Here is a 23049-nt window from a genome sequence, read left to right as displayed (position 1 = left end):
CTTGGCTACGCTGATTTGCGGCTCGATCGCCTACGACTCCATCATGACCTTCGAAGGGCGGTTCCGCGAGCACATCCTGCCCGACCAGGTGCACCTCATCAACCTGAGCTTCCTCGTGCCGACGATGCGCCGCGAATTCGGCGGCTGCGCGGGCAACATCGCGTACGCGCTGCACCTGCTCGGCGGCGATGCGCGCATGATGGGGACGATGGGCGCGCTCGACGCGCAGCCGTATCTCGACCGGTTCGATCAGCTCGGCCTGCGCTGCGATCACGTTCGCGTGTTGCCCGACACGTACACGGCGCAAGCGATGATCACGACCGATCTCGACAACAACCAGATCACTGCGTTCCACCCCGGCGCGATGATGCAGTCGCACCTGAACCATGCGGGTGACGCGCCGGACATCAAGCTCGCGATCGTCGGCCCCGACGGCTTCGACGGGATGGTGCAGCACGTGGAAGAGCTCGCCAAGGCCGGTGTGCCGTTCGTATTCGATCCGGGCCAGGGCCTGCCGCTGTTCGACGGCGCGACGCTGCGCCGCAGCATTGAACTTGCGACCTATGTCGCGGTCAACGACTACGAGGCCAAGCTGGTGAGCGACAAAACGGGATGGTCCGAAGACGAAATCGCCAGCCGGGTCGACGCCCTCGTCATTACGCGTGGCGAGCACGGCGCGACCATCCGCCACAAGCAGGGCACGGAGCAGATTCCGGTTGTGCCGGCCGAGCGTGTCGTCGATCCGACCGGCTGCGGCGATGCCTTCCGGGGCGGCCTGCTATACGGTATCGAGAACGGCCTCGACTGGGCAACCACGGGCCGCCTCGCGAGCCTGATGGGTTCGATCAAGATCGCTCACCAGGGGCCCCAGACTTACGTACTGACGCGCGCCGAAATCGACGCGCGCTTCGAGGCTGCATTCGGTTACAGTCTCAAATGAATATTGTGGGAGAGCCAAAATGTTGACGACAAAAAACCTCACGCTCGCGGCCATGCTGACTGCCACGCTGACCCTCGCCGGCTGCTTCACGGCACCCGGTTCGGCAGATGTCTATAGCGTCGGCCAGGCGCAGCGCGAACAGACGGTCCGCATGGGCACGGTCGAAAGCGTCCGTGCGGTGCGCATCCAGTCCGACGGCGGCGGCAGCGCGATCGGCACGCTCGGCGGCGGCGCACTCGGCGCGGTCGCAGGCAGCGCGATCGGCGGCGGCAAGGGATCGATCCTGACGGCAATCGCCGGCGGTCTCGTCGGTGCGGTCGCGGGTAACGCGGTCGGCGAAAACCTCAGCACGGCGAACGGTGTCGAAATCACCGTGCGCCTCGACAACGGCGACCTGCGCTCGATCACGCAGGCAGCAAGCGGCGAAGCGTTCCGCGCCGGCGAGCGTGTGCGGCTGCTGTCGAGCGGCGGCGTCACGCGCGTCACGCACTAACCGGGTACCTCAGCATGCGGCGCAAGCCGCAGTCGAACGCATGTGCGAAGCTGCACATGCGTTTTTTTTTCGTCCGTCCTCGCCGCAGCCGGTACATGGGCGAATACGGACGAAAAAAATCCCGCCACCTGAGCCAGATGGCGGGACTGATTGAGTAGCGCTACTCAACCCGCGGACACCACGTGAGTGCCCGGGTGATGCTGGTCAGCCGCGATTACGGACGGCTGCCGGTCGGGAACGGCCATGCCGCTGCCGGGTTGAGCGCGGTCTTCACGCCCGATGCCGGCGCGACCGATGCGGTCGACGCGGTCGTTGCCGGTGCAGCCTTCTTCACGACGGCCTTCTTCGGAGCAGCAGCCTTCTTCGCCGGAGCGGCAGCCTTCTTCGCAGGGGCAGCCTTCTTGGCGGGCGCAGCCTTCTTCGCAGCGGCCTTCTTCGCAGGCGCAGCCTTTTTGGCAGCAGCCTTCTTCGCAGGCGCAGCCTTCTTGGCAGCAGCCTTCTTGGCCGGTGCGGCCTTCTTCGCAGCAACCTTCTTCACTGCGACTTTCTTGGCTGCAACCTTCTTCGCAGCGGCCTTCTTGGCCGGCGCTGCCTTCTTCGCAGCAACCTTCTTCACTGCGACTTTCTTTGCTGCGACCTTCTTGGCTGCAACCTTCTTCGTTGCGACCTTCTTCGCAGCGGCCTTCTTCGCCGGTGCTGCCTTCTTCGCGGCAACCTTCTTCACCGCGACCTTCTTCGCAGCAACCTTCTTCACTGCAGCGGCCTTCTTCGCCGGAGCAGCGGCCTTCTTCGCGACGGTCTTCTTGGCAGCAACTTTCTTAGCAGCCGGTTTCTTCTTGGCGGTAGCCATGTTGTTCTCCTTCAGGTTCAGATGAGAGTCAGTTCAAACTACACCCTTCGTCAAAACCCGCTTCCCGCGGACGCTGTTCAGGACGTGCGCTTCGAAGCGGGCTATTCATCGGCGTACGCGGATACCGCGCGCTTACGCTAATGAATACGGTATGGCGCGCGTGACCACCCGGCCTCGCGCGCCAAATCAAGTCGGTAGCCGGCGCACCTCGCGCCGCTACCCCTAATCGCTTGATCAAGCGGACCGCCACACGGCCGTCCGCTTTATCCGGAGGGAAGTTTGCCCATCCCACTGAAGGGTTCGCAAAGTGCCTGTCGTGTCGTTGTGCCGCTAAGGCACCGGGCATGCTTTGCATCAGGCGTTCTTGCTCCTAAACCTTGGGCCGGGGCCGAGAGGCCGCCGGCTGCTCCATCATGTAACGGGTTCGCTGCTGCGGGTTATTCCCAGGACAGCGCGCCCCCCGTCTGATACTCGATCACACGCGTCTCGAAGAAGTTGCGCTCCTTCTTCAGGTCGATCATCTCGCTCATCCACGGGAACGGGTTTTCCTCGTTCGGGTACAGCGGATCGAGGCCGATCTGCTGGCAACGGCGGTTGCTGATGAAGCGCAGATAGCTCTTGAACATCGACGCGTTCAAACCCAGCACGCCGCGCGGCATCGTGTCCTCGGCGTAGCGGTATTCGAGTTCGACAGCCTGCTTGAACAGCTCGCGAATCTCCGCGCGGAATTCCGCGGTCCAGAGATGCGGGTTCTCGAGCTTGATCTGGTTGATCAGGTCGATGCCGAAGTTGCAGTGCATCGACTCGTCGCGCAGGATGTACTGATATTGCTCTGCAGCACCCGTCATCTTGTTCTGGCGGCCGAGTGCGAGGATCTGCGTGAACCCGACATAGAAGAACAGGCCTTCCATGATGCAGGCGAACACGATCAGCGACTTCAGCAGCTTCTGATCCGCTTCGAGCGTGCCGGTCTTGAAGGCCGGGTCCGTCAGCGTGTGGATGAACGGGATCAGGAATTCGTCCTTCGCGCGGATCGACGCGACCTCGTGGTACGCGTTGAAGATCTCGCCTTCGTCGAGACCGAGCGATTCGACAATGTATTGGTACGCGTGCGTGTGGATCGCCTCTTCGAACGCCTGGCGCAGCAGGAACTGCCGGCACTCGGGCGCGGTGATGTGGCGGTACGTGCCGAGCACGATGTTGTTCGCCGCGAGCGAATCGGCCGTCACGAAGAAGCCGAGGTTGCGCTTCACGATGCGGCGCTCGTCCTCGGTCAGACCGTTCGGGTCCTTCCACAGAGCGATGTCGCGGGACATGTTGATTTCCTGCGGCATCCAGTGGTTCGCGCAACCGGCCAGATACTTTTCCCACGCCCACTTGTACTTGAACGGCACCAGCTGATTGACGTCAGTCTGGCCGTTGATGATGCGCTTGTCGGCGACATTGACCCGCGCTTCCGAACCGCCGGCGGGAACAGCCGATGCTTGCGGCGGCACCGCAAGATCGCCTTCGAAAATGTCGCGGACCTGATGGGCGGCAGGCGACGCAGCCTGCATTCCGACAGCCACTCCTGCGGGGGCGCGCATCGCATTGTGCTGCGCTCCGCTCGCGGGAGTTACGGCAGTCTTCTCGTCATCCCAGTTGAGCATAAATTCTCACCATCAATTTAGAACGGTTTGTACCATCTTTTCCTGAGCGATAAAAGGGTTCGCTCACGAAAAATCCTTTTTTCGATTCGCGTTGCGACCTCGATACAACACTTTGAGCAACGCATCGTCGTTCATGCAGAGCGCGACGTGTGTCGCGCGTGTATCGCGAGGTGCGCTCGACGCATCGAACGCTGATCGAAACGCGACGTCGTCGGGGATGTTTCGATCGCTTGTCGCTGCCTGCAACGCTGGTGTCGCGTTACAGATTCCTTATCATTTTTTTAGTTGAGAGCGGCGCACACTTCAACCTCGATCGGTCGTCGTGCGCGCCGCACGGCACATCTTCAGGTCAGGCGCGCTGCGTTACTGGCACGCTTCGCATTCGTCGAAGCCCGGATCGCCCGGACGCATCGTGCACACCGGACCGTCGGCCTCGACCGGCGCGAGTGCCGCCGCTGCGCCGATCGCGCCCGACGACGCATCGCCGCCTGCCGCACCGAAGCCGCCTGCCGCGCCTTGCGCGCCGCCGCTGCTCGAACCACCGCTGCCCGCACCACCCGTCGGCACCGCGTTCAGCGCGCCGTGTGCGACCGTCGACTTCTCGACGTGCGTCGCCGCCATCGTGCGGAGGTAGTAGGTCGTCTTCAGGCCGCGCAGCCAGGCGAGCTTGTAGACCTCGTCGAGTTTCTTGCCCGACGCGCCGCCCATGTAGATGTTCAGCGACTGCGCCTGGTCGATCCACTTCTGGCGACGCGATGCGGCTTCGACCAGCCACGTCGGATCGACTTCGAACGCGGTCGCGTAGATCGCGCGCAGGTCGGCCGGGATGCGGTCGATGCGCGACAGCATGCCGTCGAAGTACTTCAGGTCGGCGACCATCACTTCGTCCCACAGGCCGCGTTCCTTCAGGTCGCGAACGAGGAACTCGTTCACCACCGTGAACTCGCCCGACAGGTTCGACTTCACGTACAGGTTCTGGAAGGTCGGCTCGATGCACGCCGACACGCCGATGATGTTCGAGATCGTCGCCGTCGGCGCGATCGCGACGCAGTTCGAGTTGCGCATGCCGTGCGCGGCGATCCGCGAACGCAGCGTCGTCCAGTCGAGCGACTCGGACGTGTCGACCTCGACGTAGCCGCCGCGCGCTTCCGTCAGCAGCTTCAGCGTGTCCTGCGGGAGGATGCCGCGATCCCACAGCGAGCCGCGGTAGCTCGAGTAGCGGCCGCGCTCTTCGGCCAGCTCGGTCGACGCGTAGTACGCGTAGTAGCAGACCGCTTCCATCGAGCGATCGGCGAACTCGACCGCCGCTTCCGACGCGTACGGCGTGCGCAGCAGGTGCAGGCAGTCCTGGAAGCCCATGATGCCCATGCCGACCGGGCGGTGCTTCAGGTTCGAGTTACGCGCCTTCGGCACCGCGTAGTAGTTGATGTCGATCACGTTGTCGAGCATGCGCATCGCGACGCTGATCGTGCGCTTCAGCTTGTCGTGGTCGAGCGCGTAGCTGCCGTCGGCCTGCTTCACCAGGTGCGCGAGCAGGTTCACGGAGCCGAGGTTGCACACCGCGATTTCGGTGTCGCTCGTGTTCAGCGTGATTTCCGTGCACAGGTTCGACGAGTGGACGACGCCGACGTGCTGCTGCGGCGAGCGGATGTTGCACGGATCCTTGAACGTGATCCACGGGTGGCCCGTCTCGAACAGCATGCCGAGCATCTTGCGCCAGAGCTGCTGCGCCGGGATCTTCTTGAACAGCTTGATCTCGCCGCGCGCGACCTTCTCTTCGTAAGCCGTGTAAGCCTTCTCGAAATCGGCGCCGAACTTGTCGTGCAGGTCCGGGCAGGTCGACGGCGAGAACAGCGTCCAGTCGGCGCCTTCCATCACGCGCTTCATGAACAGGTCGGGAATCCAGTTCGCCGTGTTCATGTCGTGCGTACGGCGGCGATCGTCGCCCGTGTTCTTGCGCAGCTCGAGGAATTCCTCGATGTCGAGGTGCCAGGATTCGAGGTACGCGCAGACCGCGCCCTTGCGCTTGCCGCCCTGGTTGACCGCGACGGCCGTGTCGTTCACGACCTTCAGGAACGGGACCACGCCTTGCGACTTGCCGTTCGTGCCCTTGATATGCGAGCCGAGTGCGCGCACGCGCGTCCAGTCGTTGCCGAGACCGCCGGCGAACTTCGACAGCAGCGCGTTTTCCTTCAGCGCTTCATAGATGCCGTCGAGATCGTCCGCGACCGTCGTCAGGTAGCAAGACGACAGTTGCGAGCGGTGCGTGCCCGAGTTGAACAGCGTCGGCGTCGAGCTCATGAAGTCGAAGCTCGACAGCACGTTGTAGAACTCGATCGCGCGCGTTTCGCGGTCGATCTCGTTCAGCGACAGACCCATCGCGACGCGCATGAAGAATGCCTGCGGCATTTCGATACGGGTGCCGTCGACGTGCAGGAAGTAGCGGTCGTACAGCGTCTGCAGGCCGAGGTAGCCGAACTGCAGGTCGCGGTTCGCGTCGAGCGCTTCACCGAGGCGCTTCAGGTCGAACTGCAGCAGCTTGTCGTCGAGCAGGCCGGCGTCGACGCCGCGCTTCAGGAACTGCGGGAAGTACTCCGCGTAACGGGTCGACATCTCCGCCTGCAGGACTTCCTCGCCGAGGATCTCGCGGCGGATCGTGTGCAGCAGGATGCGGGCCGTGACCTGGCTGTATGCCGGGTCCTTCTCGATCATCGTGCGCGCAGCGAGGATCGCCGAGTCGTAGACCTGGCTCATCGGCACGCCGTCGTACAGGTTCTTCACCGTCTCCGCGACGATCGGCTCAGGGTTAACCGCAGCGCCGAGGCCATCGCACGACGACACGATCAGCGCGCGCAGCGCGTTCATGTCGAGCGGACGCGAGACGCCGTTGTCGACGACGTTGATGCCGGTGCTCGACTCGCCGCCTGCCGCCGCTGCTTCCTCGCCCGCATGCTGGCGCTCGAGGTGACGCTTCTCGCGATACAGCACGTACGCACGCGCGACGTTGTGCTCGCCGCCGCGCATCAGCGCGAGTTCGACCTGGTCCTGGATGTCTTCGATATGGAACGTACCGCCGTTCGGGCGGCTGCGCACGAGCGCGCGCACGACGTTGTGCGTCAGCTGTTCGACCTGCTCGCGCACGCGCGCCGATGCCGCGCCCTGCCCGCCGTTGACGGCCAGGAAAGCCTTGGTCACCGCGATCGCGATCTTCGAAGGCTCGAACGACACCACGCTGCCGTTGCGACGGATCACCTTGTAGTCGGCGAACGTGGCTTGCGGCGCGAGCGCTTGCGCGCCCTGTTCGGTCCCGCCGAGCGGACGGCTCGAGGCGCTCTCGTACTGGGACGTCGCGTTGTCGGTGGTTTGCATGTGCAAAGCTCCTGGTGTTGGATGGTGCGGAGAGAACCGCGGATTAAAACGAACGCTGCGCAGTGCGGTGCGCGAGCGGTAAGAGGCGAGCGATGCGTCGGGGAAGCCGGTTCGGTCGATGCGCGACAACCGAGCCGGTCGTGTGCTTCGTCATGTGTACCCCGCCCCGTCGAAATTCGCTGCGCTGATCGCGACGCTCTGACCGCCCGGCCTGACGCGCCGCCCTGAGAACCCTGTCCGCCGGCGTTGCCCGCCGGCCGGTGCCGCTCGGGTTTCCCCTGCGACACACACTATATCTAGTACAGAACTGCTCAACTGGCACCAAGTATAGTGGACATTCGGACGACGTCCAAACGGATAATTTACGCTGAAGGTCTTGACATCGCTCGCGCGCCGACACGACAAGGCATTGGTCGGAGAAAAAACTTTCTCCGGTCAAAAAACCCCGCGATCAGTGCTGACGGAAAGGAAAGTATTCGGCGGAAAAACCGGCATCGCTCGCGAAGCGTTGCCAATCGAAATGCGGGCCCGGGTCGGTCTTGCGGCCCGGCGCGACGTCCGAGTGCCCCGCGAATGCGTCGACGGGATAACGTGCGGCGAGCGCGCGAGAGAGCGTGGCGAGCATCGCGTACTGCGCGTCGTCGAACGGCACGTCGTCCGCGCCTTCGAGCTCGATGCCGATCGAGAAATCGTTGCAGCGCGCCCGGCCGAAGAACTCGGACGAGCCCGCGTGCCACGCGCGCTCGTCGCACGACACGAACTGCACGAGCTCGCCGCCGCGGCGGATCAGGAAGTGCGCGGACACGCGCACGCCGCGCAGGTGGCTCTGGTAATAGGGGTGCGCATCGCAGTCGAGGCGGTTCAGGAACAGCGCCTCGATCGCGTCGCCGCCGAATTCGCCGGGCGGCAGGCTGATGTTGTGGACGACCACGAGCGTCGGCACCGCCCCCGTGGGCCGCGCCTCGAAGTTCGGCGACGGCGCATGGCGCGCTTCGCGCACCCAGCCGTTCGCGTCGACCGACAACGGCGGCGCGTCGCTCATCGTGCGTCGTGACCGCTCGCGCGCGCGGCGTGGCGCTGTGCGTGCTCGGCGCTGCAGAAGTATTCGCCGCCCGCGACAACGGCATCGCCCTTCGGCGCATGCACGCCGCATTCGGCGCAGCGCACCATCGGCTCGGGCAGCGATCGCGCGTCGCCGTTCGGGCGCGCAGCGCCGGCACCCGGCGCGCCGCCGTCACCCGCGCCGCGGCCGGTGCGTGCCTGCGCGTGCTCCTGGGCCTGGCGCACCTTGCGCGCGAGCCACGAACCGGCGAAGAAGAGAAGAATCAGGAGAAGAATCTGTCGCATCGTAAACCTGCGGTCAAACCACGGAACGGTGCAGCAGCACCTCGAAAACGAACCGGCTGCCGACATACGCGAGCAGCAGCGCGGCGAACGACACGAGCACCCAGCGCGCGGCGCCGCGCCCGCGCCAGCCCGACGTCTTGCGGGCGACCAGCAGGCCGCCGAACATCAGCCACGACAGGATCGCGAACACGGTCTTGTGGTCGAGCCGCAGCGCGCGCGCGTCGACCTGCTCGCTGAACAGGATGCCCGACGCGAGCGTCAGCGTGAGCAGCACGAAGCCGGCGCCGATCAGGCGGAACAGCAGCTTCTCGAGCGTGAGCAGCGGCGGCAGCGTTTCGAGCCAGCTCGCGATCCAGCCCGTCGAGCCGTCGCGCCCGCCGTTGCGCAGCGACTGCAGGCGCCGCTCGACCATCAGCATCAGGATCGCGTGCAGCGCCGCGATCGCGAACAGGCCGTACGCGATGTTCGCGATCAGGAAGTGCAGCTTGAACAGCGGCGCTGCGGCATAAGGAAGCACCCGCACGCCGCCGAACACCAGCGGCAGCAGCGACGCGCCGCACGCGAGCGGCAGCACCAGCAGGCGCAGGCTGTCGAGCGGGAAGAAAAAGCTCTCGATCCAGTAGATGCCGGCGCCGAGCCAGAACATCGCGGACAGCGCGAACGCGAAGCCGAACACCATCGCGTCGTTCGGAAAAATCGTCATGTGGAGCAGCACGCCGTGCGCGACGAGCGCGGCGAACAGCAGCGCGCGGCCCGCCCCGCTCATCCCGGACGCGGCGGACGCGGGAACCGGCACGGCCGGCACGCTCGCGACGAGCGGCGTCGCGCCCTGGCGGTGCGTGCGCCAGCCTGCGACGGCGAGGCCGCCGTACAGGAATGCGGTGAGGGCATACAGTACAATATCCATGTTCGAAGTTTACACTAGGCCCCCTTCCCGCGACGGCTCCCTTTGTTCGGTTCCGTCGCGCCTTCGGGCCCCACTGTCCATCGCTCCCCATGCTCGACAATCTCACTCAACGGATGGCGCGCGTCGTCAAGACGCTGCGCGGCGAGGCCCGGCTCACCGAGGCGAACACGCAGGAGATGCTCCGCGAGGTGCGTCTCGCGCTGCTGGAAGCCGACGTGTCGCTGCCGGTCGTCCGCGAATTCATCGCCAAGGTCAAGGAAAAGGCGCTCGGCGAAGAAGTGATCAGCAGCCTGTCGCCGGGTCAGGCGCTCGTCGGCGTGGTCCAGAAGGAACTGACCGCCGTGATCGGCGGCGACTATGAAGGCAAGGCCGCCGAGCTGAACCTCGCGGTCACGCCGCCCGCCGTGATCCTGATGGCCGGCCTGCAGGGCGCGGGCAAGACCACGACCGTCGGCAAGCTCGCGAAGCTGTTGCGCGAGAAGTACAAAAAGAAGGTGCTGACCGTGTCGTGCGACGTGTATCGCCCGGCCGCCATCATGCAGTTGAAAACGGTGAGCGAACAGGTCGGCGCCGACTTCTTCCCGTCGACGCCGGACCAGAAGCCCGTCGACATCGCGCTTGCGGCCGTCGACTGGGCGAAGCGCCACTACCATGATGTGCTGATCGTCGACACGGCCGGCCGCCTCGGCATCGACGAGGCGATGATGCAGGAAATCGCCGCGCTGCACAGCACGCTGAAGCCGGCCGAAACGCTGTTCGTCGTCGACGCGATGCTCGGCCAGGATGCGGTCAACACCGCGAAGGCGTTCAACGACACGCTGCCGCTCACCGGCGTCGTGCTGACCAAGCTCGACGGCGATTCGCGCGGCGGCGCCGCGCTGTCGGTGCGCCACATCACGGGCAAGCCGATCAAGTTCGTCGGTGTGGCCGAGAAGCTCGACGGCCTCGAGGTGTTCCACCCCGACCGGATGGCAAACCGGATCCTCGGCATGGGCGACATCCTCGCGCTCGTCGAGGAAGCGCAGCGCGGCGTCGACGTGCAGGCCGCGCAGAAGCTCGCCGACAAGGTCAAGAAAGGCGGCGACTTCGACCTGAACGATTTCCGCGCGCAGATCTCGCAGATGAAGAACATGGGCGGCCTGTCGTCGCTGATGGACAAGCTGCCCGCGCAATTCCAGCAGGCGGCGGCCGGCGCCGACATGGGCCAGGCCGAAAAGCAGATCCGCCGGATGGAAGGGATCATCAGCTCGATGACGCCCGCCGAGCGCGCGAAACCCGAGATCATCAAGGCGACGCGCAAGCGCCGCATTGCGGCCGGCGCGGGCGTGCCGGTGCAGGAAGTCAACCGGATGCTGAACCAGTACGACCAGATGCGTACGATGATGAAGAAGCTGAAGGGCGGCAACATGCAGAAGATGATGCGCGGCCTGAAGGGCATGATGCCCGGCATGCGCTGATTCCGCCCGTCGGCCGGCGCGCGGGTTTTTGCTGTAGCGCGCGCCGTCCGTTCTGCTTCATCCTTATTTGTATACCGACTGCCCGCCACCACACATGAACCGCGAAGAAGCCCTCCACATTTTCGACCACTCCGAAGAGATCGTCTCGGCCGACGCCGTCAACGCATCGATCGCCCGGATGGCCGACGCGATCCGCGCCGAGATCGGCGATGCGTTCCCGCTCGTTCTCTCGGTGATGGGCGGCGCCGCGGTGTTTACCGGGATGCTGCTGCCGCATCTCGATTTCCCGCTCGAATTCGACTACATCCACCTGACCCGCTACCGCAACACGACGCAGGGCAGCCCGGAGATGCACTGGCGCGTCGCGCCGCGCGAGTCGGTGAAGGACCGGATCGTGCTCGTGCTCGACGACATCCTCGACGAAGGCGAAACGATGGCCGCGATCCGCGACCGCATCCTCGACATGGGCGCGCAGCGTTTCATGTCGGCCGTGCTGTGCGAGAAGACGCTCGCGAAGGCGAAACCGCTGCACCCCGACTTCTGCGGCTTCTCGGTACCGGACCGCTACGTGTTCGGCTGCGGGATGGATGCGAAGGGCTACTGGCGCAACCTGCCGACGATCCGCGCGCTGACCGCGAACGTCTGATCGCCGCCCTGCCCGCTATATAAAAAAAGCGGCGCTCCGGTTTCCCGGAGCGCCGTTTTTTTTCGTGCCCGCGCCGCCCTACAGCTGGTGCACGAACGCGCGGATGCCGGCCAGCAGCATCTCGACCGAAATCGCGACGAGCACGAGGCCCATCAGCCGCTCGAACGCCGCGACCGTCCGCTCGCCGAGCCACTGCTGGATCCTTTCGGCCAATACCAGCGTGACCGCGCAGACGAGCATCGTGACCGTCAGCGCGCCGACCCACTCGAACATCTTGCCCGGCGCCTGCGACGTCAGCAGCATCACTGTCGCGAGCGCCGACGGCCCGGCGAGTGCCGGAATCGCGAGCGGCACGATGAACGGTTCGCCGCCCGCGCGCGGATCGCTGCCGAGCGCGCCGTCCGGATGCGGGAAGATCATCCGCAGTGCGATCAGGAACAACACGATCCCGCCGCCGAGCCGCAACGACAGGTCGGTAAGGCTCATCATCCGCAGGAAGCGGTCGCCGACCACCATGAAGAACAGCAGGATCACGAACGCGATCCCCACTTCACGCAGGATCAGCTTCACGCGCCGCTCGCGCGGCACGTCCCGCATCGCCGAAATGAACAGCGGAATGTTGCCGAGCGGATCGGTGATCAGCACGAGGAGCACGGTGGCCGACAGGAACGTGTATTCCATCGTGTCCCCCGGTCGCCGCGCTTAGTGCGCGAGCGCGGCGCGGATCTTCTCCGCGACCGTCGCCGCAGCCGCGTCGGCCGGCAGCAGCGTCGCTTCGGCGTCGCGGCGGCCCTGGTACTCGATCTTGCCTTCCTTCAGGCCGCGCTCGCCGATCACGAGGCGATGCGGCACGCCGATCAGCTCCCAGTCGGCGAACATCACGCCCGGGCGCTCGCCGCGGTCGTCGAGGATCACGTCGATGCCGGCCGCGGCGAGTTCCGCGTACAGCTTGTCGGCGGTCTCGCGCACCATTTCGCTGCGGTCATAGCCCATCGGACACAGCACGACCTCGAACGGCGCGATCGACTCCGGCCAGATGATGCCGCGATCGTCGAAGTTCTGTTCGATCGCCGCGCCGAGAATGCGCGTGACGCCGACGCCGTAGCAGCCCATCAGCATCGGCTGCGGCTTGCCCGATTCGTCGAGGAACGTCGCGCCCATCGCTTCCGAGTACTTGGTGCCGAGCTGGAACACGTGGCCGACCTCGATGCCGCGGCAGATGTCGATCACGCCCTTGCCGTCCGGCGACGGGTCGCCCTTCTGCACGTTGCGCACGTCGGCAACGTCCGGCTCCGGCAGGTCGCGGCCCCAGTTCACGCCCGCGATGTGATAGTCGACCTCGTTCGCGCCGACGACGAAGTCGCTCATGTTCGCGACCGTGCGGTCCGCGATCACCTTGACGGGCTTCTTCGTGCCGACCGGGCCGAGGTAGCCCGGCGGCGTGCCGAACCACTCGACGATTTCCTGCTCGGTCGCGAAGCGGTGGTTCTTCAGGCCCGGCAGCTTCGACACCTTGATCTCGTTCAGGTCGTGGTCGCCGCGCAGCATCACGAGCCAGATGGTCGGCTCGGCGCCTTCGTTGTCGGTCGCGAGCACGATCGACTTGATCGTGCGCTCGAGAGGGATGGCCAGCAGTTCGGCGACGGCTTCGCATTTCGCCTTGCCCGGCGTCGCGACCTTTTCCATCGCTTCAGCCGGCGCCGCGCGCTCGGCAATCAGCGGCAGCGCTTCGGCCGCCTCGATGTTCGCCGCGAACTCGGACGTCGGGCAGTAGGCGATCGCGTCCTCGCCGGTGTCGGCGATCACGTGGAACTCGTGCGAGAAGTTGCCGCCGATCGAGCCGCTGTCGGCCGCGACCGCGCGGAATTCGAGGCCGAGGCGCGTGAAGATGCGCACGTACGCGTCGTACATCTTGCGATACGACTCGTTCAGACCGGCCGCATCCTTGTCGAACGAATACGCGTCCTTCATGATGAATTCGCGGCCGCGCATCACGCCGAAGCGCGGACGGATCTCGTCGCGGAACTTCGTCTGGATCTGGTAGAAGTTCACCGGCATCTGCCGGTAGCTCTTGATCTGGTTGCGCGCGATGTCGGTGACGACTTCCTCGTGCGTCGGCCCGATCACGAAATCGTTGTCCTTGCGGTCCTTGAAGCGCAGCAGCTCGGGGCCGTACTGTTCCCAGCGGCCCGATTCCTGCCACAGCTCGGCCGGCTGCACGGCCGGCATCAACAGCTCGATGGCGCCCGCCCGGTTCATTTCCTCGCGCACGATCGCCTCGACCTTGCGAATCGAACGCAGGCCGACCGGCAGGTAGTTATAGATGCCGCCGGCGACGCGGCGGATCATGCCGGCGCGTACCATCAGCTTGTGGCTGACGATCTCTGCGTCGGCGGGTGCTTCTTTCAGGGTGCCGATAAAGAAACGGGAAGCTTTCATGCGGACGGTTCCAAAAACGGCGCCCCCAGGCGGGGCGCCCGAAAAAGTTTCAAGGTGAAAAAGCTGCGCGCGACGAACGACGATGGCGCAGATGACGTAGCAGACTAATCAGGGACAATTCAGCCGGTGCGCCCCGCGCGGATTCGCTCCGTCACGGTGCGCAGCGCCCGTTATCTGTTTATAATCAAAGCAATTTTAAAGGATTCGAAGGTGGTTGTATGCTGGATCGTGAAGGCTTTCGCCCGAACGTCGGCATCATCCTCTTGAACGCGCGCAACGAGGTGTTTTGGGGCAAGCGGCTCCGCGAGCATTCCTGGCAGTTTCCTCAAGGTGGGATCAAGTACGGCGAGACCCCCATGCAGGCGATGTACCGGGAACTGCACGAGGAAACGGGCCTGCATCCGGAACACGTCAAGATAATCGGCCGCACTCGCGACTGGTTGCGTTACGAGGTGCCTGACAAGTTCATCAAACGCGAAGTACGCGGTCATTACCGCGGCCAGAAGCAGATCTGGTTCCTGCTGCGGATGGTTGGACGCGATTGCGACATTTGCTTGCGCGCGACCGATCACCCGGAGTTCGATGCGTGGCGCTGGAACGAGTACTGGGTGCCGCTCGATGCGGTGATCGAGTTCAAGCGGGATGTCTATCAGTTGGCGCTGACGGAACTGTCGCGCTTCCTGCGCCGCCCGGCGCAGCGAGCCGAAAAGCCGCGCGGGCCGCGTCTGTCGCGCTATCCGCGCGTCATCGGCGCACAGGCCCAGCAGACGTTGACGATTGTCGACACATCGGTAGTCTGTTCGGAGATCGAAGTGGAAGCGGGCACGCTCGACGAGATGCCGCCCCACGTGATCATCGGCAAATGACGAGTCGGACTGCATGACCGGGCGCGACCTTGGTGTCGCGCCCTTTTTTTACGAGGAATGCATATTGAAAGTGATTGCTCTCGCGCTCGCATCGATTGCCGCAGCGGCCATGCTGGCCGGTTGCGCGAATTCGAAGACGCCGACCAACAAGGATGACAGCGAGTTCGTGTATCTGCTGGACCGCCAGGGCACCTGGAAGGAAAACGCGGTCGACACGCTGCCGCCGCTGCCGCAGACGGGCGACCTGCTGCCGTTCAACGTATCGCAGAACACGCCGCTCAAGTTCTTCGTCGACGCGAAGTCGCTCGCGGTCGGCACCGATGGCGTCGTGCGCTACGCCGTCGTCGTCACGAGCCCGGCCGGCGCGCGCAATGTGAACTACGAAGGCATCCGCTGCGACACCTACGAATGGCGGCAGTACGCCGGCCTGAATGCGGAACACGACGGCTGGGACCGCACGGTCGAGAACGACTGGCGGCGCATCGAGAACGGCGAACTGAATGCGTACCACTCGTCGCTCTATCAGGACTACTTCTGCGCGAACAAGATGCCGCAAGGCTCGACCAAACAGATCCTGGAGAACATCCGGTTTCACCGCACCGCGATGAGCCAGCTGCGCTGACGGTACGCGGCACGAGCCGCCTGCTCCGTCCCGCACCATGCAAAAAGCCCGCATCACGCGGGCTTTTTATTTGGCTGCCGGATCCGGAGCGGACAGTCACACCAGCACGAGGTTGTCGCGATGGATCAGTTCAGGCTCCAGCATGTAGCCGAGCACGGTCTCGATCTCGCCGCTCGGCTTGCGCTGAATCAGCTTCGTTTCCGCGCTGCTGTAGTTCGTGAGCCCACGCGCCACTTCGCGCCCGTCGGGGCCGACACACGCGATCACCTCGCCGCGCGCGAACGCACCCTGCACGCCGGTCACGCCGATCGGCAGCAGGCTCTTGCCGCCGGCCGTCAGTTTCTCGACCGCGCCGGCATCGATCACGACATGGCCGCGCACCTGCAGGTGATCGGCCATCCATTGCTTGCGCGCCGCCATCCGCGCGGTACGTGCGATCAGTTGCGTGCCGATCGCCTCGCCGGCCGCCAGACGCACGAGCACGTCGGACTCCCGACCGCTCGCGATCACGGTGTTCGCGCCGCTGTGCGCCGCACGCTTCGCCGCGAGAATCTTCGTCAGCATCCCGCCGCGGCCGAGGCTCGAGCCCGCACCGCCAGCCATCGCCTCAAGTTCCGGCGCACCGGCATTAGCCTCGGCGACGAGCGTCGCGTTCGGATCCTTGCGCGGATCGGCCGTGAACAGCCCCGACTGGTCGGTCAGGATGATCAGTGCATCGCCTTCGATCAGGTTTGCGACGAGCGCACCGAGCGTGTCGTTGTCGCCGAACTTGATTTCGTCGGTAACGACCGTGTCGTTCTCGTTGATGATCGGCACGACGCCGAGCCGCAGCAGCGTGAGCAGCGTCGAACGCGCATTCAGGTAACGTTCGCGGTCCGCCAGGTCGGCGTGCGTGAGCAGGATCTGCGCGGTGCGGATGTCGTGTTCGGTGAAACGGCTCTCATACACCTGCGCGAGCCCCATCTGGCCGACTGCGGCGGCGGCCTGCAGCTCGTCGATTTCGCGCGGCCGCTTGCTCCAGCCGAGCCGCTGCATCCCTTCGGCAATCGCGCCCGAACTGACGAGCACGACTTCCTTGCCCTGAGCGCGCAGCGCGGCAATCTGGGCAGCCCAGCGGCCGATTGCAGCATGATCGAGCCCTTTGCCGTCGTTGGTCACGAGGCTGGAGCCCACCTTCACCACCAATCGCTTCGAATCCGCGATGATCGAACGCATCCTGCACTGCCTCCTGTATCTGATGCCTGCCCGGCCGGGCGCGATTGAACACCGACGCCGGGCGGCACGCCCGGCGCGTTCCGGAACCGCTCAGGCGTCGTCGCCCGGCACTGCACCGCCGTTCGCAGGCGGCGCATCGCGGAAACGCACGTCCGCCGCGAGATCTTCCGCCTCCGCCGCGCGATGCGCATCCGAATGCTCGGACAGGTAATCGTAGATCGCGTAGCACAGCGCTTCGCAGCCCTGCCCCGTCAGCGCCGAAATCTCGAACACAGGGCCGTCCCAACCGAAGCGGTCGAGGAAATCCGCGACGCGCGCCTCGCGCTCGTCTTCCGGCACCATGTCGAGCTTGTTGAGCACGAGCCAGCGCGGCTTCTCGTAGAGCGCCTCATCGTACTTGCGCAACTCGCCGACGATCGCGGTCGCTTCCGCGACCGGATCGACGCTTTCGTCGAACGGGGCGAGATCGACAAGATGCAGCAGCACGCCGGTGCGCTGCAGGTGACGCAGGAACTGATGCCCGAGGCCCGCGCCTTCGGCTGCGCCCTCGATCAGCCCCGGGATGTCGGCGATCACGAAGCTCTTGCTCGGGCCCACGCGCACCACGCCGAGATTCGGCGCGAGCGTCGTGAACGGGTAGTCGGCGATCTTCGGCCTCGCGTTCGACACCGACGAGATGAACGTCGACTTGCCCGCGTTCGGCATGCCGAGCAGGCCGACATCGGCGAGCACCTTCAGCTCGAGCTTCAGCATGCGCCGCTCGCCGGGCTTGCCGTCCGTCTTCTGACGCGGCGCGCGGTTCGTGCTCGACTTGAAATGCAGGTTGCCGAGGCCGCCGGCGCCACCCTGTGCGAGCATCACCTGCTGGTCGTGCTCGGTCAGGTCGGCGATCAGCTCGCCGGTATCCATGTCGCTGATGATCGTGCCGACCGGCATGCGCAGCGTGACGTCGTCGCCGCCCTTGCCGTAGCAATCCGAGCCGCGACCGTTTTCGCCATTGCGCGCCAGGTGCTTCTTCGCGTAACGGTAGTCGATCAGCGTGTTGATGTTGCGGTCGGCGATCGCGTAGACGCTACCGCCCCGGCCGCCGTCGCCGCCGTCCGGCCCGCCGAACGGGACGAATTTCTCGCGGCGCATCGACGCGCTGCCATCGCCTCCGTCGCCGGCGATGACTTCGATTCGTGCTTCGTCAATGAACTTCATTCGTCACTCCGCCCAGTATTTCCGCTATTGTGCCGCGCGCCGGCGCGCTTGAACAATCTGCCGTTCGGCCGATCGTACGCCGGTTGCACGACGGTCGCCGGAACGCACGTGCGCCCGGCGGCCAAATAAAAAAGGCCCCGCGAAGACTGCGGGGCCTTTCGGCTCGAAGCCCGTGGGTGCCTGAACTTAGGCAGCCGCCGGGACGACGATGACCAGATGCTTCTTGTCCGCGCCCTTGGTCGCGAACTTCACGTGACCGTCGACCAGCGCGAACAGGGTGTGATCCTTGCCCATGCCGACGTTCTCGCCTGCGTGCATGCGCGTGCCGCGCTGACGCACGATGATGCCGCCGGCATTGATTGCCTGGCCGCCGTACACCTTCACGCCGAGACGTTTCGACTCGGAGTCGCGGCCGTTCCGGGAAGAGCCGCCTGCCTTTTTGTGTGCCATCTGATTGCTCCTTAACCGAGGCGCTTACGCGTTGATCGCGTCGATGCGCAGCTCAGTGTAGTTCTGGCGGTGGCCGCCGTGCTTTTGGTAGTGCTTCCGGCGACGCATCTTGAAGATGGTGACCTTGGCGTGACGACCGTGCGACACAACGGTGGCCTTGACGGAAGCCCCACTGACCAGCGGCGTACCGAACTTAATCGATTCGCCTTCGCCCACTGCGAGAACCTGGTCGAGCGTGATTTCAGCGTCAATGTCAGCCGGTATCTGTTCTACTTTGAGTTTTTCGCCAACGGCAACCTTGTACTGCTTGCCGCCGGTTTTTATGACCGCGTACATTGAGAACCTCACTCTGGATCCAATTTCTCCGCACACCACGCGCGGAAAACACGTGATTATACATGGGGTTAGCACCGAAGTCAAAACCGATCGACGATTGCCGCGCAGCGGCCTCGGCCGGACGGCCAAAATCGCTGCTGCGGCACGTCCGACAGACCGGGATATCTCGGATTCGACTTATAATCCGCGGCATCACCCAATTCCATCATCATGTCGTCGTCCACCGCCTCCCCCACCCTCAGCGCCGCCCACCTGCTCGCTCCGATCACCAGCGACATGGAGCAGGTGAATCGCGTTATCCGGCAAAGCCTCGCGTCCGACGTGCTGCTGATCAACCAGATCGCCGAGTACATCATCGGCGCGGGCGGCAAGCGGCTGCGTCCGGCGTTGCTGCTGCTCGTCGCCGGCGCGCTCGGCGAGACGTCGCACCAGCGGCACGTGCTGGCCGCCGTCGTCGAGTTCATCCATACGGCCACGCTGCTGCATGACGACGTCGTCGACGAATCCGAGCTGCGCCGCGGCCGCCAGACCGCCAACGCACTGTTCGGCAACGCGGCAAGCGTGCTGGTAGGCGACTACCTCTATTCGCGCTCGTTCGAAATGATGGTCGGCGTCGGCAAGATGCGCGTGATGGAGATCCTGTCCGAAGCGACGACGATCATTTCCGAAGGCGAAGTGCTGCAGCTCCTCAACATGCACGACGCGGACGTCGACGAAACGCGCTACATGCAGGTGATCCGCTACAAGACGGCCAAGCTGTTCGAGGCGTCGGCGCGCCTGGGCGCGGTGCTCGCCGGCGCCGATGCGCCGACCGAAGCCGCCGCCGCCGAATACGGCCGCCGGATCGGCACCGCGTTCCAGATCATGGACGACTGGCTCGACTACGCCGGCACCGTCGAGGCGATGGGCAAGAATGCCGGCGACGACCTGCGCGAAGGCAAACCGACGCTGCCGCTCATCTACTTGATCGAACGCGGCACGCCGGAACAGTCAGCGCTTGCACGCGAGGCGATCGAACAGGGCGGCACCGATCGCTTCGACACGATTTTCGAAGCGATCACGCGTTCGGGCGCACTGGATCACACGCTCGAATGCGCACGCCAGGAAGCGCAGGCGGCAGCGGCAGCGATCGCCGCGTTCCCCGATTCGATCTATAAGGAGAGCCTGCTCGCGCTGTGCTCGTACTCGACGTCGCGGCAGTCGTAAGCGCATTGCGTGCGTCGTCGCCACTGCTGCGACAACGCACGTTCGACACGGTGCGATTCCCCCGTCTCGAAAAATTTCTTCGCCAAGGTATTCCATTTTCGAAGAAACGTCGTTATAGTTATGTTCTTGCTCGACGACGCAGCGGTCTTGAAGAAGACTGCGAAATCGGAAGAGTCCAAATCGGGGTGTAGCTTAGCCTGGTAGAGCGCTACGTTCGGGACGTAGAGGCCGGAGGTTCGAATCCTCTCACCCCGACCAGATTTGTAAAAAACCGTGCACTGCGTGCACGGTTTTTTTTCGTCCGGCCGTTGCGGGCCCATCGTGTCGCGCACGACACATCGCGGTCGCCGGCCTCTGCTATATTCCCTCCATCCCTGTCCTTCACTGCCCTTTCCGACGCGTGGACCAAATTCCCTTATGGGCGCAAATCGGCGCCGTCTTCCTGCTTCTCCTCTGTTCCAGCTTCTTCTCCATTTCCGAGACCGCGATGATGGCGCTCAATCGCCATCGGCTGAAGCATCTCGCCGGCCAGGGCGCACTCGGCGCGAAGACCACCCAGGGGCTTCTCACGCGTACTGACCTGCTGCTCAGCGTGATCCTGATCGGCAACAACCTGTTCAACACGATCATCCCGGTCCTGACGACGTCGCTCGCGCTCCATACGTTCGGCCGCAACAATCTCGCGCTGTCGATCGCGACCGGCATCGTCGCGTTCCTGATCATCGTGTTCGCGGAGATCGCGCCGAAGATCGTCGGCGCGACCTTCCCCGAACGCATCGCCCTGCCCGCGAGCCTCGTGATCGCGCCGCTGATGCGCGTGTTCAAGCCGGTCGTCTGGTTCGTCAACGCGCTCGCGAACGGCGTGCTGTGGGTGCTGCGCATCAACACGAAGAAGGGTCGCGACCAGCGGATGTCGGCCGACGAACTGCGGGCCATTGTGCTCGAGTCGAGCAGCTTCATGCCGACCAAGCACCGCAGCATCCTGCTCAACCTGTTCGACCTCGAGAACATCACGGTCGACGACGTGATGGTGCCGCGCCGCCAGATCGAATCGCTCAACTTCCATGCGCCGCTCGACGACGTCCTGCACCAGCTCGAAACCTGCTATCACAATCGGCTTGTCGTCTACGAAGGCGACATCGACAAGGTGCTCGGCGTGCTGCACGTGCGCAAGACGCTGACCGCGCTGCACAACCAGGAGTTCGACCGCGAAACGCTGCGCTCGCTGCTCGCCGAGCCGTACTACGTGCCGTCGGGCACGCCGGTGGTTCAGCAACTCCAGTATTTCCAGGAGACCCGGCAGCGGACCGCGCTCGTCGTCAACGAATACGGCGAGCTCGAAGGGCTCGTCACGCCCGAAGACATCATCGAGGAGCTGATCGGCGAATTCACGACGTCGATGCCGCGCAGCGAACGCGCGGGCGGCTGGGACGAGAACGGCGAATGCATCGTCACGGCCGGCATGCCGCTGCGCGAACTGAACCGCTGGCTGCACCTGAAGCTGCCGACCGACGGGCCAAAGACGCTGAACGGGCTGATTCTCGAAACCCTCGAGGAAATTCCGGAAGACGACGTGTGCCTGAAAATCGGCGACGTGATGCTCGAGGTGATGCGCAGCGACGACCAGGCCGTGCGCACCGTCAAGCTCTTCAAGCCGCGCGGCACGCGCACCGCACGCACCGCGTTACGCTAGCCGAACGACCGACTGCCGGCACCGCCCGCAATGCGCGACCATCTGCAGGTCACGTTCAACAGGCGGCCGACGCGCCGGCTCACATGCATTACCCTCCTCCCGGGGCGCCGCTGCGCACGCAGCAGCCGCCCGCCCACTCCGATGCGTCGCCCGCCGCCGCACCACACGCGCTCGACGCGGCCCAGCTCGACGACGCACCGGCCGTACGGCTGCTGACCGACACGCTTCACGCAGCACGCGTGCGCGACGCATCCGACATCCACGTCGAACCGTTCGAAGCCGGCTGGCGCATCCGCCTGCGCATCGACGGCGTGCTGCACGAACAGGCGCGGCCGCCGTTACACCTGCGCGATGCGCTCGTCACGCGGATCAAGGTCCTCGCGCGCATGGACATCGCCGAACGACGGCTGCCGCAGGACGGCAGGTTGCGCATCGCAATCGACGGCGGCACGCGCGGCGACTACCGCGTCAGTTCGCTGCCCACGCTGTTCGGCGAAAAGCTCGTGCTGCGTCGCCTCGAAACGCTGCCGCCCGATCTGACGCTCGCCCGCCTCGGCTTCGATGCGCAGCAGGCAGCAGCGATGGAAGCCGCGATACGCGCACCGCACGGCCTCGTGCTCGTCACGGGCCCGACCGGCAGCGGCAAGACGCTGTCGCTCTACTGCGCGCTGCAGATGCTCGATCGCGACGCGCACAACGTCTGCACGGTCGAGGATCCCGCCGAGATCCAGCTCGACGGGATCAGCCAGGTCGGTGTCGCCGAAAAGGCTGGGCTCACGTTCGCGACGGCGCTGCGCGCGCTGCTGCGACAGGATCCGGACATCATCATGGTCGGCGAGATTCGCGATGCGGAGACGGCCGACGTCGCGATCAAGGCCGCGCAGACCGGCCATCTCGTGCTGTCGACGCTGCACACGAACGACGCGCCGGCCGCCGTCGCGAGGCTGCTCGACATCGGCGTCGCGCCGTACAACCTCGCGGCCGCGCTGCACCTCGTCACCGCGCAGCGCCTCGTCCGGCGCTTGTGCGTCGCGTGCCGCATGCACTCGGACGCACCGGCGCGCGTGCTGCGTGAAGCCGGCTGCGACGCGGCGGCCCTGGCAGCCGGATGGCGGCCGTTCGTCGCGCGCGGCTGTACCGCGTGTCACGGTATCGGCTATCGCGGCCGCATCGGCCTGCATCAGACGATGCCGGTATCGCCCGCGCTGACGGAACGCATCGTCGCGCGGGCGAGCGTCGGCGAACTCGCGCAATGCGCGGCGGCCGAAGGCGTGCGCAATCTGCGCGACGCGGCCTTCGCGCGCGTCCGGGACGGCACGACGAGCATCGCGGAAGCCGTCGCCGCGACACCGGTGGCCTGA

At 65.1% G+C, this 23049-nt stretch carries 22 protein-coding genes and 1 tRNA gene; 10 read left to right on the top strand and 13 right to left on the bottom strand.

What is annotated here, in order from left to right:
* Position 1 precedes the first annotated feature (1 nt).
* Together AC3WLY_RS24680 and AC3WLY_RS24675 are read left to right on the top strand one after the other, a co-directional pair.
* Positions 2-940: a carbohydrate kinase family protein gene (locus AC3WLY_RS24680; RefSeq protein WP_175963116.1), complete on the top strand. Its 939-nt coding sequence runs from the start codon at positions 2-4 to the stop codon at positions 938-940.
* A 19-nt stretch (positions 941-959) separates the two neighbouring features.
* Entirely contained in the window at positions 960-1433 is a 474-nt protein-coding gene (locus AC3WLY_RS24675; protein ID WP_175963117.1) for an outer membrane lipoprotein, read from the top strand.
* A gap of 214 nt (positions 1434-1647) precedes the next feature.
* Here AC3WLY_RS24675 and AC3WLY_RS24670 read toward each other — a convergent pair whose 3' ends face one another.
* The 7 genes from AC3WLY_RS24670 to AC3WLY_RS24640 form a co-directional block, all read right to left on the bottom strand.
* On the bottom strand, positions 1648-2283 hold the full coding sequence (locus AC3WLY_RS24670) for a histone H1-like repetitive region-containing protein (RefSeq protein ID WP_175963118.1): 636 nt from the start codon (positions 2281-2283) through the stop codon (positions 1648-1650).
* Between the two features lie 28 nt (positions 2284-2311).
* Positions 2312-2638, bottom strand: coding sequence for a hypothetical protein (locus AC3WLY_RS24665; RefSeq protein WP_072436369.1), 327 nt, complete (start codon positions 2636-2638; stop codon positions 2312-2314).
* A gap of 82 nt (positions 2639-2720) precedes the next feature.
* A complete protein-coding gene (locus AC3WLY_RS24660; protein WP_034182669.1) occupies positions 2721-3932 on the bottom strand; it encodes a ribonucleotide-diphosphate reductase subunit beta in 1212 nt (403 codons plus the stop codon).
* A 363-nt stretch (positions 3933-4295) separates the two neighbouring features.
* Positions 4296-7301 carry a ribonucleoside-diphosphate reductase subunit alpha gene (locus tag AC3WLY_RS24655; protein ID WP_175963119.1) on the bottom strand — a complete coding sequence of 1002 codons (3006 nt, stop codon included), beginning with the start codon at positions 7299-7301 and terminating at the stop codon, positions 4296-4298.
* A 451-nt stretch (positions 7302-7752) separates the two neighbouring features.
* Positions 7753-8343 (bottom strand): 1,6-anhydro-N-acetylmuramyl-L-alanine amidase AmpD, encoded by a 591-nt coding sequence (ampD, locus tag AC3WLY_RS24650; protein WP_175963120.1) that lies wholly within the window; start codon positions 8341-8343, stop codon positions 7753-7755.
* Positions 8340-8648 carry a PP0621 family protein gene (locus tag AC3WLY_RS24645; protein WP_175963121.1) on the bottom strand — a complete coding sequence of 103 codons (309 nt, stop codon included), beginning with the start codon at positions 8646-8648 and terminating at the stop codon, positions 8340-8342. The genes ampD and AC3WLY_RS24645 overlap by 4 nt, the downstream gene beginning before the upstream one ends.
* Before the next feature lie 13 nt (positions 8649-8661).
* Positions 8662-9555, bottom strand: a complete 894-nt coding sequence (locus AC3WLY_RS24640; protein ID WP_034182665.1) for a cytochrome C assembly family protein — start codon at positions 9553-9555, stop codon at positions 8662-8664.
* An 89-nt stretch (positions 9556-9644) separates the two neighbouring features.
* On the opposite strand from AC3WLY_RS24640, the gene ffh reads away from it, so the two are divergent.
* Positions 9645-11012 (top strand): signal recognition particle protein, encoded by a 1368-nt coding sequence (ffh, locus tag AC3WLY_RS24635; protein WP_034182664.1) that lies wholly within the window; start codon positions 9645-9647, stop codon positions 11010-11012.
* Between the two features lie 94 nt (positions 11013-11106).
* Positions 11107-11658, top strand: coding sequence for a hypoxanthine-guanine phosphoribosyltransferase (locus tag AC3WLY_RS24630; protein WP_034182663.1), 552 nt, complete (start codon positions 11107-11109; stop codon positions 11656-11658).
* A gap of 78 nt (positions 11659-11736) precedes the next feature.
* On the opposite strand, the gene AC3WLY_RS24625 is transcribed toward AC3WLY_RS24630, so the two are convergent.
* A complete protein-coding gene (locus AC3WLY_RS24625) occupies positions 11737-12339 on the bottom strand; it encodes a MarC family protein (RefSeq protein ID WP_111015362.1) in 603 nt (200 codons plus the stop codon).
* 21 nt (positions 12340-12360) lie between these two features.
* Positions 12361-14097: a proline--tRNA ligase gene (locus AC3WLY_RS24620; protein WP_492309260.1), complete on the bottom strand. Its 1737-nt coding sequence runs from the start codon at positions 14095-14097 to the stop codon at positions 12361-12363.
* Between the two features lie 218 nt (positions 14098-14315).
* Here AC3WLY_RS24620 and AC3WLY_RS24615 point away from each other — a divergent pair, with 218 nt between their 5' ends.
* Complete coding sequence (locus tag AC3WLY_RS24615; RefSeq protein WP_492309259.1) at positions 14316-14963, top strand: RNA pyrophosphohydrolase; 648 nt, start codon at positions 14316-14318, stop codon at positions 14961-14963.
* A gap of 13 nt (positions 14964-14976) precedes the next feature.
* Positions 14977-15585, top strand: a complete 609-nt coding sequence (locus tag AC3WLY_RS24610) for a CNP1-like family protein (RefSeq protein WP_492309258.1) — start codon at positions 14977-14979, stop codon at positions 15583-15585.
* A 96-nt stretch (positions 15586-15681) separates the two neighbouring features.
* On the opposite strand, the gene proB is transcribed toward AC3WLY_RS24610, so the two are convergent.
* The 4 genes from proB to rplU form a co-directional block, all read right to left on the bottom strand.
* Positions 15682-16800 carry a glutamate 5-kinase gene (proB, locus tag AC3WLY_RS24605; protein WP_034182658.1) on the bottom strand — a complete coding sequence of 373 codons (1119 nt, stop codon included), beginning with the start codon at positions 16798-16800 and terminating at the stop codon, positions 15682-15684.
* Between the two features lie 90 nt (positions 16801-16890).
* A complete protein-coding gene (obgE, locus tag AC3WLY_RS24600; RefSeq protein WP_111015366.1) occupies positions 16891-18003 on the bottom strand; it encodes a GTPase ObgE in 1113 nt (370 codons plus the stop codon).
* Between the two features lie 186 nt (positions 18004-18189).
* The gene (rpmA, locus tag AC3WLY_RS24595; protein ID WP_006476999.1) at positions 18190-18453 is read right to left on the bottom strand and encodes a 50S ribosomal protein L27; all 264 of its coding nucleotides are present in this window, start codon (positions 18451-18453) and stop codon (positions 18190-18192) included.
* A gap of 24 nt (positions 18454-18477) precedes the next feature.
* Entirely contained in the window at positions 18478-18789 is a 312-nt protein-coding gene (gene rplU, locus AC3WLY_RS24590; RefSeq protein ID WP_006025184.1) for a 50S ribosomal protein L21, read from the bottom strand.
* A 210-nt stretch (positions 18790-18999) separates the two neighbouring features.
* Between rplU and AC3WLY_RS24585 the strand changes: the two genes are divergently transcribed.
* The 4 genes from AC3WLY_RS24585 to AC3WLY_RS24570 all read left to right on the top strand — a co-directional run bounded on the left by AC3WLY_RS24585 (position 19000) and on the right by AC3WLY_RS24570 (position 23049).
* Positions 19000-19995, top strand: a complete 996-nt coding sequence (locus AC3WLY_RS24585; protein ID WP_034182656.1) for a polyprenyl synthetase family protein — start codon at positions 19000-19002, stop codon at positions 19993-19995.
* A 181-nt stretch (positions 19996-20176) separates the two neighbouring features.
* Positions 20177-20253: transfer RNA gene (locus AC3WLY_RS24580), tRNA-Pro, on the top strand.
* Between the two features lie 142 nt (positions 20254-20395).
* On the top strand, positions 20396-21688 hold the full coding sequence (locus tag AC3WLY_RS24575; RefSeq protein WP_310138442.1) for an HlyC/CorC family transporter: 1293 nt from the start codon (positions 20396-20398) through the stop codon (positions 21686-21688).
* 83 nt (positions 21689-21771) lie between these two features.
* Entirely contained in the window at positions 21772-23049 is a 1278-nt protein-coding gene (locus AC3WLY_RS24570) for a GspE/PulE family protein (protein WP_492309257.1), read from the top strand.

The organism is Burkholderia sp. FW306-1C-G01B, from assembly GCF_058781685.1.
Note: the sequence above shows the minus strand (reverse complement) of the source record. Positions and strands in the feature narration are given on the sequence as shown.